Annotated in this window: 15 protein-coding genes and 1 other RNA gene; 6 read left to right on the forward strand and 10 right to left on the reverse strand. The window is 59.2% G+C overall.

Annotated features, from left to right (window positions below):
• Window position 1: 1 nt before the first annotated feature.
• The 6 genes from AC54AF_RS08795 to gyrA all read right to left on the reverse strand — a co-directional run bounded on the left by AC54AF_RS08795 (window position 2) and on the right by gyrA (window position 7,805).
• Complete coding sequence (locus AC54AF_RS08795; protein WP_496636244.1) at window positions 2-907, reverse strand: prephenate dehydrogenase; 906 nt, start codon at window positions 905-907, stop codon at window positions 2-4.
• Between the two features lie 4 nt (window positions 908-911).
• Window positions 912-2,018, reverse strand: a complete 1,107-nt coding sequence (hisC, locus tag AC54AF_RS08800) for a histidinol-phosphate transaminase (RefSeq protein ID WP_496636245.1) — start codon at window positions 2,016-2,018, stop codon at window positions 912-914.
• 147 nt (window positions 2,019-2,165) lie between these two features.
• Window positions 2,166-3,236 (reverse strand): prephenate dehydratase, encoded by a 1,071-nt coding sequence (gene pheA / locus AC54AF_RS08805; RefSeq protein WP_131687110.1) that lies wholly within the window; start codon window positions 3,234-3,236, stop codon window positions 2,166-2,168.
• An 83-nt stretch (window positions 3,237-3,319) separates the two neighbouring features.
• A complete protein-coding gene (gene serC, locus AC54AF_RS08810) occupies window positions 3,320-4,411 on the reverse strand; it encodes a 3-phosphoserine/phosphohydroxythreonine transaminase (protein ID WP_496636246.1) in 1,092 nt (363 codons plus the stop codon).
• A gap of 24 nt (window positions 4,412-4,435) precedes the next feature.
• A complete protein-coding gene (locus tag AC54AF_RS08815; RefSeq protein WP_496636247.1) occupies window positions 4,436-5,023 on the reverse strand; it encodes a DUF2059 domain-containing protein in 588 nt (195 codons plus the stop codon).
• A 106-nt stretch (window positions 5,024-5,129) separates the two neighbouring features.
• Window positions 5,130-7,805 carry a DNA gyrase subunit A gene (gyrA, locus tag AC54AF_RS08820; protein ID WP_496636248.1) on the reverse strand — a complete coding sequence of 892 codons (2,676 nt, stop codon included), beginning with the start codon at window positions 7,803-7,805 and terminating at the stop codon, window positions 5,130-5,132.
• Between the two features lie 647 nt (window positions 7,806-8,452).
• Here gyrA and ompA point away from each other — a divergent pair.
• The 6 genes from ompA (at window position 8,453) to AC54AF_RS08850 (ending at window position 13,315) form a co-directional block, all read left to right on the forward strand.
• Window positions 8,453-9,163 (forward strand): outer membrane protein OmpA, encoded by a 711-nt coding sequence (ompA, locus tag AC54AF_RS08825; RefSeq protein WP_096234293.1) that lies wholly within the window; start codon window positions 8,453-8,455, stop codon window positions 9,161-9,163.
• A gap of 127 nt (window positions 9,164-9,290) precedes the next feature.
• Window positions 9,291-9,986, forward strand: coding sequence for a bifunctional 2-polyprenyl-6-hydroxyphenol methylase/3-demethylubiquinol 3-O-methyltransferase UbiG (gene ubiG, locus AC54AF_RS08830; protein ID WP_496636249.1), 696 nt, complete (start codon window positions 9,291-9,293; stop codon window positions 9,984-9,986).
• A 68-nt stretch (window positions 9,987-10,054) separates the two neighbouring features.
• Window positions 10,055-10,759, forward strand: a complete 705-nt coding sequence (locus tag AC54AF_RS08835) for an HAD family hydrolase (protein WP_496636250.1) — start codon at window positions 10,055-10,057, stop codon at window positions 10,757-10,759.
• A gap of 83 nt (window positions 10,760-10,842) precedes the next feature.
• Window positions 10,843-11,203, forward strand: a transfer-messenger RNA (tmRNA) gene (gene ssrA / locus AC54AF_RS08840).
• Window positions 11,204-11,964: 761 nt separating this feature from the next.
• Window positions 11,965-12,660 (forward strand): Ea47 family protein, encoded by a 696-nt coding sequence (locus AC54AF_RS08845; RefSeq protein ID WP_489209253.1) that lies wholly within the window; start codon window positions 11,965-11,967, stop codon window positions 12,658-12,660.
• Between the two features lie 202 nt (window positions 12,661-12,862).
• Window positions 12,863-13,315: a hypothetical protein gene (locus AC54AF_RS08850; RefSeq protein WP_496636251.1), complete on the forward strand. Its 453-nt coding sequence runs from the start codon at window positions 12,863-12,865 to the stop codon at window positions 13,313-13,315.
• Between the two features lie 194 nt (window positions 13,316-13,509).
• On the opposite strand, the gene AC54AF_RS08855 is transcribed toward AC54AF_RS08850, so the two are convergent.
• From AC54AF_RS08855 to AC54AF_RS08870, 4 genes are all read right to left on the reverse strand, one after another.
• Window positions 13,510-13,995, reverse strand: coding sequence for a hypothetical protein (locus tag AC54AF_RS08855; RefSeq protein WP_496636252.1), 486 nt, complete (start codon window positions 13,993-13,995; stop codon window positions 13,510-13,512).
• A 392-nt stretch (window positions 13,996-14,387) separates the two neighbouring features.
• Window positions 14,388-14,603, reverse strand: a complete 216-nt coding sequence (locus tag AC54AF_RS08860) for a hypothetical protein (RefSeq protein ID WP_496636253.1) — start codon at window positions 14,601-14,603, stop codon at window positions 14,388-14,390.
• Complete coding sequence (locus tag AC54AF_RS08865; protein ID WP_496636254.1) at window positions 14,600-15,664, reverse strand: phage portal protein; 1,065 nt, start codon at window positions 15,662-15,664, stop codon at window positions 14,600-14,602. Before AC54AF_RS08865 ends, AC54AF_RS08860 begins: the two co-directional genes overlap by 4 nt.
• Window positions 15,661-16,064: phage terminase large subunit family protein (locus AC54AF_RS08870; RefSeq protein ID WP_496636255.1), on the reverse strand; the 404-nt coding region annotated here is incomplete at its 5' end. The genes AC54AF_RS08865 and AC54AF_RS08870, both read right to left, overlap by 4 nt.

The following is a 16,064-nucleotide window of genomic DNA, read 5'->3' on the forward strand; positions in this document are numbered from 1 at the left end:
TTTATTGTACGGGCGCGGGAGCTTCCGCCGTCTCGATCGCCTCGATCCATTGCTGCCGCGCGTGCTGGGCGTTCGCATACACGCCCTCGATGGCGCCGCCGTCGTTCGCGGCCAGGTGGGCGCGCAAGGTCGTCAACTGCGCCAGGTAGGCGTCCAGTTCGTGCAGCAGCGCCGGCTGGTTGGCCAGGCTGATGTCGCGCCACATTTCCGGCGATGAGCCGGCGATGCGCGTAAAGTCGCGAAAGCCGCTGGCCGCATATTGAAACAGCAGGCCCGCGTGCGGTTTGTTGGCGATGTCGTCGACCAGCGCAAAGGCCAGCAGATGCGGCAGATGGCTGACGGCGGCAAACACCTTGTCATGTTCTTCGGGGCCCAAGGTGCGCAGGATGGCGCCGCAGGCGCGCCACGCGGCCGCCACCCGTTCCACGTCGGCCGCGGCGTTTTCCGCCAGCGGCGTGAGCACCACTTTCTTGCCCTGATACAGATCGGTGATGGCGGCGTCGGGGCCATTCGTCTCGCGTCCCGCGATCGGGTGGCCGGGTACGAATTGCCCCACCTTGCTACCCAGCGCCGCGCGCGCGGCCGCCACCACGTCGCTTTTCGTGCTGCCCGCATCGGTGACGACGGTGCCGGGCTGCAGGTGCGGCGCGATGGACGCCAGGATGGCGCCCGTCTGCGCCACGGGCGCGGCCAGCAGCACCAGGTCGGCGCCAAGCAAGGCATCGGCCATGTCGCCGCCGATCGCGTCGATGATGCCCAGTTCGAGCGCGCGCGCCATCGACGCCGGCGAGCGGCCCATGCCAACCACGGTGGTCACCGCGTCCGCATGTTTCAGGGCGCGCGCGAACGAGCCGCCGATCAGGCCTACGCCAAAAATGACGACCTTCTTCAGTGCAGGCGTCGTCATATCGTCAGGCCAGCGCTTTCGTCAGCGCGGCAATGAAGATGGCGTTTTCCTGCGGCAGGCCGATGGAGATGCGCAGCCATTGCGGCAAGCCATAGCTGCCGACGGGACGCACGATCACGCCCTGTTGCAGCAGCGCCAGGTTGACTCGCGCGCCGGCGCCGTCGTCGTCGCCCACCTTGACCAGCACGAAATTGCCGTGCGATGGCACGAATTCCAGGCCCAGCTGCGTGAACGCTTCTGTGAACTGCTGGTAGCCGGCCGCGTTGTTGCGCGCGCTTTGCTCGAGGAAGGCCTTGTCGTTCAGGGCGGCGATCGCCGCCGCCTGCGCCAGCGAGTTGACGTTGAAAGGCTGGCGGATGCGGTTCATCAGGTCCGTCAGCATCGGCTGGGCGATGGCAAAGCCGATGCGCAGACCGGCCAGGCCGTAGGCCTTCGACAGGGTGCGCGAGACCACCAGGTTCGGGTACTGGCGCACCCACGCCGTCGACTCGTACTGGTCGTCGGCCGAGAGGAATTCGTTGTAGGCCTCGTCCAGCACCACCACCACGTGCTGCGGCACTTTCTGCAGGAAGGCTTCGAGCTGCGCCGCCGTCAGGAAGGTGCCGGTCGGGTTGTTCGGGTTGGCGATGAAGATCAATCGCGTGTCGTCGGCGATCGCCGCCGCCATCGCGTCCAGGTCATGGCCATACGCTTGCGCGGGCACGACGATATGGCGCGCGCCCAGGCCTTGCGTGGCCAGCGCGTACACGGCGAACGAATACTGCGAGTAGACGACGGACTGGCCGTGTTCGACAAACGCGTGCGCGGCGATTTCCAGGATGTCGTTGCTGCCGTTGCCCAGGGTGATCCAGTCGGCCGGCACGTCGTAGCGCTTGGACAGCACGGCTTTCAAGTCGAAGCCGTTGGCGTCCGGATAGCGGCCCAGGTCATCGATGGCGGCGATCATCGCCTGCTTGGCCGATTCCGGCATGCCGTACGGGTTTTCATTCGACGCCAGCTTGACGATGGCTGCCTCGTCGAGGCCGAACTCGCGCGCGACTTCCGCGATCGGCTTGCCGCTCTGGTAAGGGGCGATGGCGCGGACGTATTCTGGACCGATATTTTTAGACATGGTGTTCTTTAAAAGTTGGTGAATGATTAGGCTGGTGGCTGTTGTTGGGTTACGCTGCGCTGACCCAACCTACAGCTTACCGTATGTCGGGTAGGCCGGATTAGCGGGGCCGCCGAGGCGGAGCGTAATCCGACACCACCGTCGGCGTCACAGACTGACCGGATACGACCCCAGCACCTTGAAAAACGCCGCATTGCTCTGCAACTCGGCCAGCGCCTGGGCGACGGCAGCGTCGTGCACGTGGCCCTCCACGTCGACATAGAAATAATACTCCCAGCTGCCCATGCGCGCCGGGCGCGACTCGAAGCGCGTCATCGACACGCCGTGTTTCGCCAGGGGCGCGAGCAACTGGTACACGGCGCCCGCCTTGTTCGGCACGGCCAGCACCAGCGAGGTCTGATCCTTGCCCGACGGCGCCGTCTGCAAGGTGCCGACGACGGCAAAGCGCGTGCGGTTGTGCGGGTCGTCCTGGATATGCCCCTTGACCACGCCCAGCTTGTACTGCGCGCCCGCCAGTTCGCTGGCAATCGCCGCCACCGTGCCATCTTCGCCGGCCATGCGGGCCGCTTCGGCGTTCGAGGCCACGGCGTGGCGCGCAACGTGCGGGTAATTCTGGTTCAGCCACACCTGGCACTGCGCCAGCGCCTGCGAATGGGCGCAGATCGACGTGACGCCCTCCATGTTGCCGCTCTTCGTCATCAGGCTGTGGTGCACGGCAATGGCCACCTCGCCGCTGATGATGAGGCTAGTCTGCAGCATCATGTCGAGCGTGCGGTTGACGGCGCCTTCCGAGGAATTCTCGATCGGCACGACGCCGAAGTCCGCCGTTCCCGCTTCGGCCGCGCGGAACACTTCATCGATGGACGCGCACGGCAAGCCTTCGACGGCGCTGCCGAACTGCTGATACACGGCCTGTTCGCTGAAGGTGCCGGCCGGGCCCAGATACGCCACGGTGACGCGCTTTTCCAGCGAGCGGCAGGACGACATGATTTCGCGGAAGATGGTCTGCACTTCGCGGTCGCCCATGGGGCCGGGATTGCGCTCGGCCACGCCGCGCAGCACCTGCGCTTCGCGCTCGGGACGGAACACGGGCGCCTGCGTTTCGGCCTTCACGTGGCCCACTTCCTGGGCAATTTGCGCGCGTCGGTTCAGCAGCTCGAGGATTTGCGCGTCGATCGCATCGATCTGTTCGCGCAGCGGTTTCAATTTATCGGTCATGGTTGGCTTGTTTCGTCAGCTGTACTTCAATCATGGCCGCGCGGCCTGCGCCGGCGGCGGGCCAGCGCGGTCGTCTATGCGACTCAGCGTCCGGCAAACTCGTTCAAATAGTTGACCAGGGCTTGCACGCCCTCGATCGGCATCGCGTTATAGATCGATGCACGCATGCCGCCGACGGACTTGTGGCCCTTCAGTTGCAGCAAGCCGCGCTGCTTGGCGCCGGCCAGGAATGCGTCGTTCAGACTTTCGTCGCGCAGATAGAACGGGATGGTCATGCGCGAGCGGTATGCTGGGTCGACCCGGTTCTGGTAGAAGTCATCCGCATCGAGCGCCGCGTACAGCAGCGCCGCTTTCTCAATATTACGCTGTTCCATGGCTGCAACGCCACCCTGGCGTTTGAGCCACTGGAAAACCAGGCCGGCGATATAGATGCCGTAGGTGGGCGGCGTGTTGTACATCGACTCATGTTCGGCCACGATGCTCCAGTCGAAGGCCGACGGGCAGATCGGCAGCGCCTTGCCCAGCAAGTCTTCGCGCACGATGACCAGGGTCAGGCCGGCCGGGCCGATATTTTTCTGCGCGCCGCCGAAGATGACGCCGTATTGCGACACGTCGATCACGCGCGACAGAATGTGCGACGACATGTCGGCCACGATGGTGGTCCCTGGCGGCACGTTCGGCGCCTGCTGGAATTCCACGCCGTCGATGGTTTCATTGGTACAGATGTGCAGATAGGCGGCGCCTGGCGTCAGCTTCCATTCACTCACCGGCGGCACGCCCGTGAAATGGATGGCCTTGGACGACGCGGCCACGTTGACGTTGGCGTACTTGGCCGCCTCCTGTATCGACTTGCCCGACCACGAGCCCGTGTGCACGAAGTCGACGGTGGCCGGCTGCTGCGCGGCCAGGCCCGCCAGGTTCATGGGGATGATGGCGTTCTCGCCCAGGCCACCGCCCTGCAGGAACAGGATTTTGTAGTTCGCGGGCACGGCCAGCAGCTCGCGCAGGTCGGCCACCGCCTGCTGGTAGATGGAAATGAATTCGGGACCACGGTGGCTCATTTCCATCACCGACATGCCACTGCCATGCCAGTCCTGCATTTCAAGGGCCGCTTGCGCCAGCACTTCCTTGGGCAGGACGGCGGGGCCGGCGGAAAAATTGTAGATATGGGTCACGATACGGTCCTTAGTAAAATGAAATTATTGGGGCGACTGCTGCGTGGCCGCCCGCATGACCTGGTCAAGCACGGCATTCACGCGGGGGATCAGCACGCGCTGGCTGATGGCCATCGATTCTGCAGACAGTTGCGGCATGGTGGCCAGCATCTTGCGGCCCAGCGGCGTCTTGTAGAAGGCCGTCAGCTGCTCGACTTCCGGCACCGTGTAAAAGCGCGCGTACAGGGGCACCATTTCATCGCCCAGTTCCTCGATCAGGGTCGGGTCGGCCAGCACCTGCGTCAGGGTGGCGATGGCCAGGGGGATTTCTTCCTCGGCGCTGGCCAGCGCGCGCGCCTTGCGCTGCTCGTCCAGCTTCGGGTTGCTGTTGATTTGCTGCTGCGCCGACTGGCGGATCATGGCCGGCACCGATTGCAGCATCTGGTCGAAGATATTGCGCGTCAGTTGCGGGAACTGCATCGCGTCGAGCATGCGCCGCACGGCCACTTTCATGGCGGGGCTGGGCGCGGCCTGGCGCGCGGGCGTCGCTTGCGTGCTCTGGGCCAGGGCCGGCAGGGTTGCAAGAAAGGCCAGCGAAAACGCGGCGAAGAAGGTGGCGACGATTTTTCTCATGGCATGCGGGACTTTACAAAAGCGGGGAACAATCTAGGGGACGCAGGCTGGCGCCGCAAGTGGCGCACCCATAGCAATTGGGGCTCCCGAAAGAGCCCCAATCATCTTACTCCGGCTGGGCCGGGTCTGCTGGATCGGCTGGCTCAGCCGCCGCCGCAGGCGCGGCGTCCGCCTCCGTCGTCAGCTCGACTTCGTCGATATCCGTTTCCACCACGCGCTGCAGGCCGGACAGCTTGGTGCCGTCTTCCACGGCGATCAGGGTCACGCCCTGCGTCGCGCGGCCCATCTCGCGGATTTCCGACACGCGGGTGCGGATCAATACGCCACCGGTGGTGATCAGCATGATTTCATCGCTGGTATCGACCAGGGTCGCGGCAACCACTTTACCGTTGCGCTCGCTGGTCTGGATGGCGATCATGCCTTTCGTGCCACGGCCATGGCGCGTGTATTCGGTGATCGGCGTCCGCTTGCCGTAGCCGTTTTCCGTGGCCGTCAGCACCGACTGCTGCTCGTTCTCGGCCACCAGCAGGGCGATCACGTGCTGGCCTTCTTCCAGGTTCATGCCGCGCACGCCACGCGCCGTACGGCCCATCGGACGCACATCGTTCTCGTCGAAGCGCACTGCCTTGCCCGAATCGGAGAACAGCATCACGTCGTGCTGGCCATCGGTCAGCGCCGCGCCGATCAGGAAGTCGCCGTCGTCCAGGTCGACGGCGATGATGCCGGCCTTGCGTGGATTGCTGAAGTCCTTCAGCGGCGTCTTTTTCACGGTACCGAGGCTGGTCGACATGAACACGTAATGGTCTTCCGGGAACGTGCGGTTCTCGCCCGACAGCGGCAGGATCACGGTGATCTTTTCGTTGTCCTGCAGCGGGAACATGTTGACGATCGGCTTGCCGCGCGAATTGCGCGAGCCTTGCGGCACTTCCCACACCTTCAGCCAGTACATGCGGCCACGATCCGAGAAGCACAGGATGTAGTCGTGCGTGTTGGCGATGAACAGCTGGTCGATCCAGTCTTCCTCTTTGGTCGCCATGGCCTGCTTGCCGCGTCCGCCGCGCTTCTGCGCGCGGTATTCGGTGATCGGCTGGGCCTTCATGTAGCCGGTGTGCGACAGGGTCACGACCATGTCCTGCGGCGTGATCAGGTCTTCCGTTTCCAGGTCGGTCGCGTTCAACTCGATCTGCGAGCGGCGCACGTCCTTGTTGCCGGCGCCGTATTCGTTCTTCGCCGCCGTCATTTCATCGGTGATGATGACGGTCACGCGTTCAGGCTTGGCCAGGATATCGAGCAAGTCGGCGATATGTTCCATCACATCCTTGTACTCGTTGACGATCTTGTCCTGCTCCAGGCCGGTCAGGCGCTGCAGGCGCATCTGCAGAATTTCCTGCGCCTGGTCGTCCGACAGCTTGTACAGGCCATCCGTCTGCATGCCGTAGTGCTTCGGCAGGTTTTCCGGACGGTAGGCATCGATGCCGCCTGGCGTCGTGCCGTCGCCCGTGCGGGCCAGCATTTCGCGCACGACGGACGAATCCCAGGCCTTGGCCATCAGCTCGACCTTGGCGATCGGCGGCGTCGGCGCGGCCTTGATGATGGCGATGAAGTCATCGATATTGGCCAGCGCGACAGCCAGGCCTTCCAATACGTGGCCGCGCTCGCGCGCCTTGCGCAGTTCGAACACGGTGCGGCGCGTGACCACTTCGCGGCGGTGCGACAGGAAGCATTGCAGCATCTGCTTGAGGTTCAGCAGCTTCGGCTGGCCATCGACCAGGGCCACCATGTTCATGCCGAAGGTATCTTGCAACTGGGTCTGCTTGTACAGATTGTTCAGCACCACTTCCGGCACTTCGCCCCGTTTCAGCTCGATCACCACGCGCATGCCCGACTTGTCGGATTCGTCGCGGATGTCGGAAATGCCGTCGAGCTTCTTGTCGCGCACGTTTTCAGCGATGCGTTCCAGCAAGGATTTCTTGTTGACCTGAAATGGCAGCTCGTCGACGATGATGGCGATGCGGCCGCCATCCTTGCCGTATTCTTCGAAGTGGGTCTTGGCGCGCATGACGACGCGGCCGCGGCCCGTGCGGTAGCCGTCGCGCACGCCGGACACGCCATAGATGATGCCGGCCGTCGGGAAATCCGGCGCCGGGATCAGTTCGATCAATTCATCGATCGTGCAATCGGGGTTGCGCAGCACGTGCAGCGCGCCGTCGATGACTTCGGTGATGTTATGTGGCGGAATGTTCGTCGCCATGCCGACGGCGATACCGGACGAGCCATTGATCAGCAGGTTCGGGATACGCGTCGGCAAGACCGTCGGCTCCTTTTCCTTGCCGTCGTAGTTGGGCTGGAAGTCGACGGTGTCCTTGTCGATATCGGCCAGCAGCTCGCCGGCGATCTTGTCCAGGCGGCACTCGGTGTAACGCATCGCCGCGGCGCCGTCGCCGTCGACGGAACCGAAGTTACCCTGACCATCGACGAGCATGTAGCGCAGCGAAAAATCTTGCGCCATGCGCACCAGTGTGTCGTAGATCGAGGCATCGCCGTGGGGATGGTATTTACCCATGGTTTCGCCGACCACGCGGGCGCACTTGACGTAAGGGCGGTTCCACACGTTATTCATTTCATGCATCGCGAACAAGACGCGGCGGTGCACTGGCTTCAAGCCATCGCGCGCATCGGGCAAGGCGCGGCCGACGATCACGCTCATGGCGTAATCGAGGTAGCTCTTGCGCATCTCTTCTTCGAGGGAAATAGGAATTGTTTCTTTTGCGAATTGATCCATTGGCGGTTCGACTGATCTCAGGCTGTGGTTAACTTATCTGTTACGCAATGTATGACGCAATACTGCATATCCTGGGTGGCTGTCGTCGTGGACGCTGCGCCGTGCGCTGCTGGCGCGGCCCGGCTTCCATGTCGCAGAGTGCCAGACAAATCGGCGGGCTGGCGGCACGGCCAGTACGGGTACCGCAAGGGTACCTGCTGGCCATGCAATGCCGCCGTGCTCGACACTCTTAACAGTCAAGCGCACGATTTTAGCATGCGCGCCCAGCTACCTGTACAAATTGGCCATACCAACAAGATTGGCAGTTTGCACCGGGGGCGTGCATGTTGACCTGTCGATAATGCACAATGGCAATATCAGTTCAAGACACCTGCCCTTAAAAGTGGCAAAAAAAGCGATCAAATGTTACAGATGCGTTACAAATGGGCATTTTCGTTGCGCAAAAACAACGCACGGTCTAAAATCGGGCAAGCTTTGATTTAACCACGGTCGTGTGCCCCTGATGCGTGTGGCAAAATGACTGGGAAGTTAATTGCTAGTTTCGCAATCTGAAACGAGCGCATATGGTCTACATGATAAAATCTTGGCACGTAGCACCAGTAGCGCAGTGTTGTTCTGCGGATATCACCCCCCGAAAGGAAAAAAGAATGAATAAATTTGTAACGCTGTTTTTCGCTGCATCCGCAGTGATTGCTGGCTCGGCTTCGGCCCAAACCCCAACCTCCCCACCGTTCGCGCCAGTTACCACTGACATCAAAGCACCAAGCCCAAAAAGCGCTTACGTGCAAGATGCCCGCGGCGTAATCGTGCGTGACCCATTCGGCCTGTGCTGGCGTACCGGCTACTGGACACCTGCTGACGCAGTGCCAGGTTGCGACGTGCCACTGTGCGTAGAGCCAGAAACCCTGCAAGACGGCAAATGCGTAGCGCCTCCAGCGCCAGTCGTACCAGCACCGGCACCAGCCGTTGTCGTACCGGTACCAGTCGTCGTTGCTCCTACCTCGGAAAAAGTCAGCTTCGCTGCTGATGCATTCTTCGATTTCGACAAAGCTACGCTGAAGCCAGAAGGCAAAGCCAAGCTGGACGAGCTGTCCGCACAACTGGGCGGCATCAACCTGGAAGTCATCATCGCTGTGGGTCACACCGACTCCGTCGGCACCGATGCTTACAACCAAAAACTGTCGGTACGTCGTGCTGATGCTGTCAAAGCCTACCTGGTCACCAAAGGCGTTGAAAGCAACCGCGTGTACACCGAAGGCAAAGGCGAGAAGCAACCTGTTGCTGATAACAAAACTGCCGAAGGCCGTGCGAAAAACCGTCGCGTGGAAATCGAAGTTGTTGGTACCCGCAACAAGTAATAGCTGAGCCCCTGGACTTGCCGCAAGTCATCGCGCAAGTCAAGAACAGCATGAAAAACCCCGCTACGGCGGGGTTTTTTTTCGTCCGTGGCTGCCCAATTGTAAAATTGCCGCTATTATTCGACCTATGAATGCCGACCCTCTTGAAATCCAAAAATTCAGTGAGCTGGCCCACCGCTGGTGGGACCCCACTTCCGAGTTTCGTCCCCTGCACGAAATTAACCCCCTGCGCCTGGAATGGATCAACGCGAAAGTGCCGCTGGCCGGCAAGCGCGTGATCGACATCGGCTGCGGTGGCGGCATCCTGGCCGAATCGATGGCCCGCAAGGGCGCCGACGTGACGGGCATCGACCTGTCCGAGAAAGCCCTGAAAGTGGCCGACTTGCACAGCCTGGAATCGGGCGCCAAGGTACGCTACAAGCTGATCGCCGCCGAAGCCATGGCCGAGGAAGAGCCGGGCCAGTACGACGTGGTGACCTGCATGGAAATGCTCGAGCACGTGCCGGACCCGGCCGCCATCGTCAAGGCCTGCGCCACCCTGGTCAAACCGGGCGGCCACGTGTTCCTGTCGACCCTGAACCGCAACCCGAAAGCGTATCTGTTCGCCATCCTGGGCGCCGAGTACCTGCTGCGCCTGTTGCCGAAAGGCACGCACGACTATGACAAGTTCATCACCCCGGCCGAACTGTCGCAATACCTGCGCAGCGCCGGCCTGGACGTCAACAGCATGCGTGGCATGGGCTACAATCCGCTGACCAAGATTTACTCACTTAATAGCGATACCAGCGTCAATTATCTGGTGGCTTGCACCCGGCCGCTGTAACCATCACGCACAAAACAAGGCGGCTGCGGCCGCCATTTTTCATTCCTACTTGACACACTTTGCCCGCCATGATCACAGACCATCTGCCAGCCCCGCGCGCCATTCTGTTCGACCTCGACGGCACCCTGGCCGACACCGCGCCCGACCTGGCAGCGGCCATCAACCTGCTGCGCGCGCGCGCCGGCCTGGCGCCGACCCCGTATGACATCCTGCGCCCCACAGCCTCGGCCGGCGCGCGCGGCATGATAGCCGCGTCGTATGGCGTGCAACCGGGCGAAAGCGGCTACGAAGCCCTGAAAGACGGCTTCCTGAACAATTACGAGGCGGCCCTGGCCGTGGAAAGCCGCTTGTTCGACGGCATCCCGGCCATGCTGGAAGGCTTGAGCGCCCTGGGCCTGGCCTGGGGCGTGGTCACCAACAAGGCCGCCCGCTTCACCGACCCGCTGGTCGGCCAGATCGGCCTGGGCGCCGCCGGCTGCGTGATCTCGGGCGACACCATGTCCCATCCGAAACCGCACCCCGCTCCCCTGCTGGAAGCGGCGCGCCGCCTGGACCTCGCACCGGAAGATTGCTGGTACGTGGGCGACGACCTGCGCGACATCCAGGCCGGCCGCGCCGCCGGCATGCGCACGGTGGCCTGCGCCTGGGGCTACTGCGGCCCCATCGAGCCGCAGCACTGGAACGCCGACCACCTGCTAGACACGCCACAAGCGTTGCTCGAGCTGGTCAGCGCCGTGGTGAAGGCGGCGCAGGCGCGGCAGTTGGCGGCATAAATCGGCCTCCGCTTGATCTGACATGCCAGCAAGCGAATGCATCATGCAAGAGTGGGCAGATTGCGCTACAATGAAGGTTCTGTGGGGACGACCTGGTTTCGACGTGGGTTGCAAAGCAGCGCAGGGCATACCGAGGGCGGGCTACCTCGTAAATACAACCTGAAAAAACTTAACTGCAAACGATAACTCGTACGCACTGGCAGCTTAATCGCTGTTAGCTCTAGAACACCTCGTCCCTGGGGTGGGCCGTCAAAAGCTCTAGAGTCATTTACAGGGACTCGTCGTATGCTGGGTTACTTAGCGTCCGACTAAATAATAGGTAACTCGCTTGCCCATAACGTGCACATCCGTGCTGGCTGAGTTAAATTAAATGATAGTGCTAAGTATGTAGAACTGTCTGTGGAGTGCTTGCGGACGCGGGTTCGATTCCCGCCGTCTCCACCACTGAATTCTTTAGAATCAAGTAGTTAGCGACAAGAAGGCTGTCATTATTTGGGTTATTTTTGGGCTGTTTTAGCCTAGGAATGACAACAAAATGACAGCCTTTTTTTTCGCCTGTAGCCGGTCATTTGTGCTCGATCGATGATGCCAGTGCATCATCGATCTGAAACAATTAGCAGACTCTAGTTTTCAAGTCTTCGAAATATCTATTTAAATTCAACAAGTTACGAATTTTCTCATTCCGCATGCGAGGTTTTTCAGCCGTCATACAAAGTCCTTTTTTCCTCACCAAGTACAGACGATGCGGAAACGATTTTGCTGCGCCAAGACAAGTACCTATTGAATTCCGCAAAAATGCCTTTACTTTCAAAGATGGCATTTCATCATCCACAAAAAAGGGGCGAGCATGGCAGATTTTTGCATCACGGCAGTCAGCTATAATCAAAGTCGTAGTCATATCGAATACGTTATAGTGAGAGAAGAAAAGTCTGGGACAATCGGGGCAGAGCGCAATGTGCCGCGGGCGTTCGTGGCCGATCTCATTCGGTTAAATTTGGCAACATTCCAGACCAGGATAAAAACGACCGAAGGCAAATGGAGGGTTGGTGCGCAGATACATCTCATTGACGATATCTACATTACGACAGACAGAAATAGTACGGAGCGTGACAACTTAGAGAATTTGCCGGAGTTCTAACGATAGTGCTGTCCTGCACTGAGCAGCGTATGCTTGATGCGATTTATGGGGCGCGTTCTGGCGCCCCATGGACACCTTGAAGTATAGCTTAGTGCTGCTTTTTTCTTTCTATCAAAGGTCAACGATGGTTGATGAAATTCTTTCCAGAACGGACGATATCCTTGCAACTGCACGTTTAGGCCTGGACGATATGCTTTCGACAGATCGCACGCGACGCATGAGCGGATTACGCAATCTAATCGTTTTTGGTCGTTCGGTTACATTTACACTTCAGAATCTTAGCTCCAAAGCAGAGGGGTTTGACGAGTGGTATTTAGCTGAACAGGAGGTAATGAAGGCCGACTCTCTGATGAAATATTTTCTTAATCTTCGCAACGAAATTCTCAAACAAGGGAAATTGAACGTTAGCACGTCGGCTCACATTAGCGCGTTCAATACTGAGGATATAAAAAAATTTCCAAGACCACGTAACGCCGTAGCGTTTTTCATTGGAGATCAGATAGGCGGCACAGGATGGGAGGTTGAACTTCCTGATGGATCAAAAGAGAAGTATTACGTCACGTTACCTTCAAGCATTGGGACCGTAAAGCAAACTTTCGCTGATATGCCACAAGAAAAATTCCCAGCTCTCGACGGGCGAAGTGTCGAAGACCTTTCAAGTGAGTATCTTGAAAAATTGTCCGCCTTGGTCAGTAGAGCAAAAATACGATTTGGAACGAATGTTAGACCGTCAGGCCGTCCGCACCTGACTCTTGTGAAGTAGCGACATAGCCGCCCGACACATGCACTACTGATGCAACAGTACTTTTGCTCTATGTGGGCTTGTCATTATTTTTAAAAGCTACGCCATAAGTTACGCCTAAAAATAATCGTATGAGTGCTATTGCAATTGCATTTTCAGCCACAAAGTGAGTTTGGTATTGATGACCCGGAGCAAGCCGGTGCGAATACATCTGGAGACCACAATGTTTCAAAAAGCAACCTTTGATCGTTTGGCTGCATTAGAAGCCTATCACGAAAACATCCTGAGAGAATTCAGCGAATTACTCAACACTGTTACATTAATTCGTTCTGAAAGCAGCTCAAAATTGCGCACTCTGCAGGTGGAAAAAGTTGATGACTACACCATTGATGCCATGTACATGGGCACCACCGTTCGCTTCCAGCTGAACATTACCTACCAAAATAACACTGCGGCTGGGCGGATAGCTTGCCTGCACAAATATGTCACGTTTGAAAAAGTCAGGTTTGATGTCTTAGGTCGGTTTAGCTTCGGTCCAAGTGGCGACACGGATTTGCCCCCCAACTCGCGCGGTCAAATTCGCACCTTAGCCAACTGCGCCGATGAAATTGTTATGTCGTTTTTGGATAAAGCGATCGAGTCTGGTCCATCGGTATTCGCTCAAATAATCATATAAAGCCAAGTCTAGGATTGTGATTCCTGTTGTCGTGGGTTCGAGCCCCATCAGCCACCCCACAGAATAAGTAGGAAAATCAAAGGGTTACATGCTTCGGCTTGTAACCCTTTTTTTCATTTTCCAACGGTTGTTAAAATTTTCCAACGCTCCCTGCTGCCGTATTGCATCGCATGCAACAAATCAGCACTATGTTCTTATTTTTCATTTGCCACTAGAACATTCACGTGGGCAACGAAAATTCGTCGACAAAGATCCACTGCCTTGGCGCTAATACTTGACACGTCCAATGCTGAAACACCTGGGACTTTGCCACAATCAATCCACAGTTCCCCCTCATAAGTCTTCGTGTAGCGATTTATGTATGCCTCAATTTCACCCAAATCGGCGTACTGATTGGCTTCGGCAAAAGCCAAAGCTTCAGTGAAATTTATCAAGTTCCAACCAAGCGGCTCGCTAAATTCTGCTACACGTACAGCCAATGGATCTTTGATTGAGAGGTGCGGCGCGTTATCAAGAATAATCTTTCGTATCCACGCAGAAGATTTTAGTCCAGCAACTTGGGCCACAGCATCGATGCGTCTAGTTTCAGCGGCGTTAAAGCGCAATGTTGGTTTGTATTCATTTTGCATAATTGTCCCTTTCAAAAGTGATAAAGATATTTTGCCGGCATTTGCCGGCATTTTCAAGCATTACTTTCGCATTCTTGTAATATTGCACCTTGGCAATGCCAATAACCGCAATATGCTATGCAAAACCACTCACACGAAAAACCGTTCAAAGTGCGTCAAAATGCGTCAAATCGCATGCCCCCTCTTTGCCCCGCCGCGCCAGTCCTCATGCGCCTTCGGCCATGGCGCAAATTTGAGTCAAAACAGCCCTATATAGCGGGCAGGTGTGGAGGGGGGACAACTGCGCGCGCCGGGTTGAAATGGGGCTTTTTCTTGCCTCTAGAGCAACATCATTCGTTGGGACGTGAAAAAGCCGCCTCGTGGGCGGCTTGTTCGGTGGCTGGGGCGCTCCGGCGCGGCTGGGCTGTCGCGGCCCCGCCCTGCCGGCTATCACGGCGTGACGGTCATTCTGCGCGGCCGGCGCGGATCATCGCCGCCTGTTCCTTGTCGTAGTCGTCGCGGCAGTCCGCATTGCAGAACAGCAGCGCGGGCGCCAGCGGCTCGTCGCAGTAGTGGCAGCAGCCATACGCCACCAGGCCGGGCCGGCTGCGCACCGCAGCCAGGCCACGCGCCACCTCGGCAAAGATGATCTTGTCGGTGTTGTCGATATGGTCGCTCATGCTGTGCCCTCCCCGCCCGTGGCCAAGTCATATGGGGCGAACTTCACCACTTCCACGCCGGCCCACTCGTTGATCGCTTCGAACTGCGCCTGCAGCGGCACCAGTTCATTGCGGGCGAAGACGCGTGCGGCCGGTTCGACGGCGCCGAAGCCGCCGGCATTGTTCGGCAGGATGCCCATCAGCTGCGGCGGCACGCGGTGCGCGGCCAGCTGGTCGTCGCGCGTCACGCTCTTGATGTTGAAAAACTCGTCCTTGGCGGCCACGTCCGACACCGGCAGAATCTGGATACCGTCCTTCTTGCCGTTCGGCGCGTACATGAACAGGTTGCGAAAGTTGCCCGGTCCCTTGCTATCGCGCATGGCCTGGCGCAGGTTGTCCACGTCCTGGGTGTTGGCAGCGGCGTCCGTCATGTAGAAGACGAAACCGGCATGCGAGCCGTTCTTGTAGTACTTGCGGCGGAACAGGGTGGCCGCCTCGTTGAGCCAGGCCGACTGCAGCGCGCTCAGGTACTGCGGCACGCCGTACAGCTCCTGATTCACGTCCGGCTCCATCAGGTGAAACACGCGGCCCTTGTCGAACTGGTGCACGGCCTGGTAGCCGTTCACGAAAAAGTAGGTATCCAGATCAACGCCGCGCCGCATGTACTTGGCCAGGGCATGCTGATAGCTTAGCGCCTTGCCGCTGCGACTGGGCCTGTCTTCCAGGTAGGCGTTGCCGAACGTCAGGAAGTCCAGGGCCATGCGTTTAAAAGCGTCGCGCGACAAATACTTGCTGGGGATCAGGGTGGACGCCAGCACGTTGGCCTTGAAGTGGATCGCGCTGCTGTGATGCACGCCGGCGTTGAACGACTTGGCCAGCCCGGCCAGGTTGACGGGCGGCTCATACCAGTGGCCGTTCTTCCAGCATTCGAAGCAGTCGAGAATGTCCGCGTGCTCGAGCACAGGCGTCGGATCGCCGAAGGAAAACGCCTCGATGCCGGCGGCGGCTGGCGCCGTGGCCGCTGGTGATGGCGCGCCTTGGGCCTGCTGGCCGCGCGCGCGCAAGTGTCGTGCTTTGCTCAAGAATAAATCTCCATGAAAGATTGGTGGTTGTCGGTGGTACCTTCGAAGGGTTCGTGATCGAGGGCGTGCATGCAGGCCCATGCCAGATCGGCGTGGCCGGTTTCATCGCTGCGGCCGGCGACATAGGTCACGTGCCGCCCGCTTGGGGTGAGGGTCTTGTGGATGGCCATGAAGGATTGCGCGATGTCGGTCCAGCCGGCGTCAAACTCCAGCCGGCCCTTGCTGATGATGTTTTTGGCTTTCAGCACCATGCGGGTCTTGACTTCGGGCGAGTAATTCAGGGCCGTGACGGCCGGGAAGAAGCCGCGCACGATGGGCAGCACACCGATGCCCATGCCGGTCGTGTCGATGCCGATGTATTCGACGTTGTAGCGCTGGGTCATCTGGCGGATGGCGTCGG

The organism is Janthinobacterium sp. JF4, from assembly GCF_059617925.1.

Excerpts from the sequence above, each read along its gene's own strand:
- AC54AF_RS08795 (WP_496636244.1), bottom strand. The coding sequence starts at position 907 with ATGACGACGCCTGCACTGAAGAAGGTCGTCATTTTTGGCGTAGGCCTG.
- hisC (WP_496636245.1), bottom strand. The coding sequence starts at position 2,018 with ATGTCTAAAAATATCGGTCCAGAATACGTCCGCGCCATCGCCCCTTAC.
- pheA (WP_131687110.1), bottom strand. The coding sequence starts at position 3,236 with ATGACCGATAAATTGAAACCGCTGCGCGAACAGATCGATGCGATCGAC.
- AC54AF_RS08815 (WP_496636247.1), bottom strand. The coding sequence starts at position 5,023 with ATGAGAAAAATCGTCGCCACCTTCTTCGCCGCGTTTTCGCTGGCCTTT.
- gyrA (WP_496636248.1), bottom strand. The coding sequence starts at position 7,805 with ATGGATCAATTCGCAAAAGAAACAATTCCTATTTCCCTCGAAGAAGAG.
- ompA (WP_096234293.1), top strand. The coding sequence starts at position 8,453 with ATGAATAAATTTGTAACGCTGTTTTTCGCTGCATCCGCAGTGATTGCT.
- ubiG (WP_496636249.1), top strand. The coding sequence starts at position 9,291 with ATGAATGCCGACCCTCTTGAAATCCAAAAATTCAGTGAGCTGGCCCAC.
- AC54AF_RS08835 (WP_496636250.1), top strand. The coding sequence starts at position 10,055 with ATGATCACAGACCATCTGCCAGCCCCGCGCGCCATTCTGTTCGACCTC.
- AC54AF_RS08845 (WP_489209253.1), top strand. The coding sequence starts at position 11,965 with ATGGACACCTTGAAGTATAGCTTAGTGCTGCTTTTTTCTTTCTATCAA.
- AC54AF_RS08850 (WP_496636251.1), top strand. The coding sequence starts at position 12,863 with ATGTTTCAAAAAGCAACCTTTGATCGTTTGGCTGCATTAGAAGCCTAT.
- AC54AF_RS08855 (WP_496636252.1), bottom strand. The coding sequence starts at position 13,995 with ATGCCGGCAAATGCCGGCAAAATATCTTTATCACTTTTGAAAGGGACA.
- AC54AF_RS08860 (WP_496636253.1), bottom strand. The coding sequence starts at position 14,603 with ATGAGCGACCATATCGACAACACCGACAAGATCATCTTTGCCGAGGTG.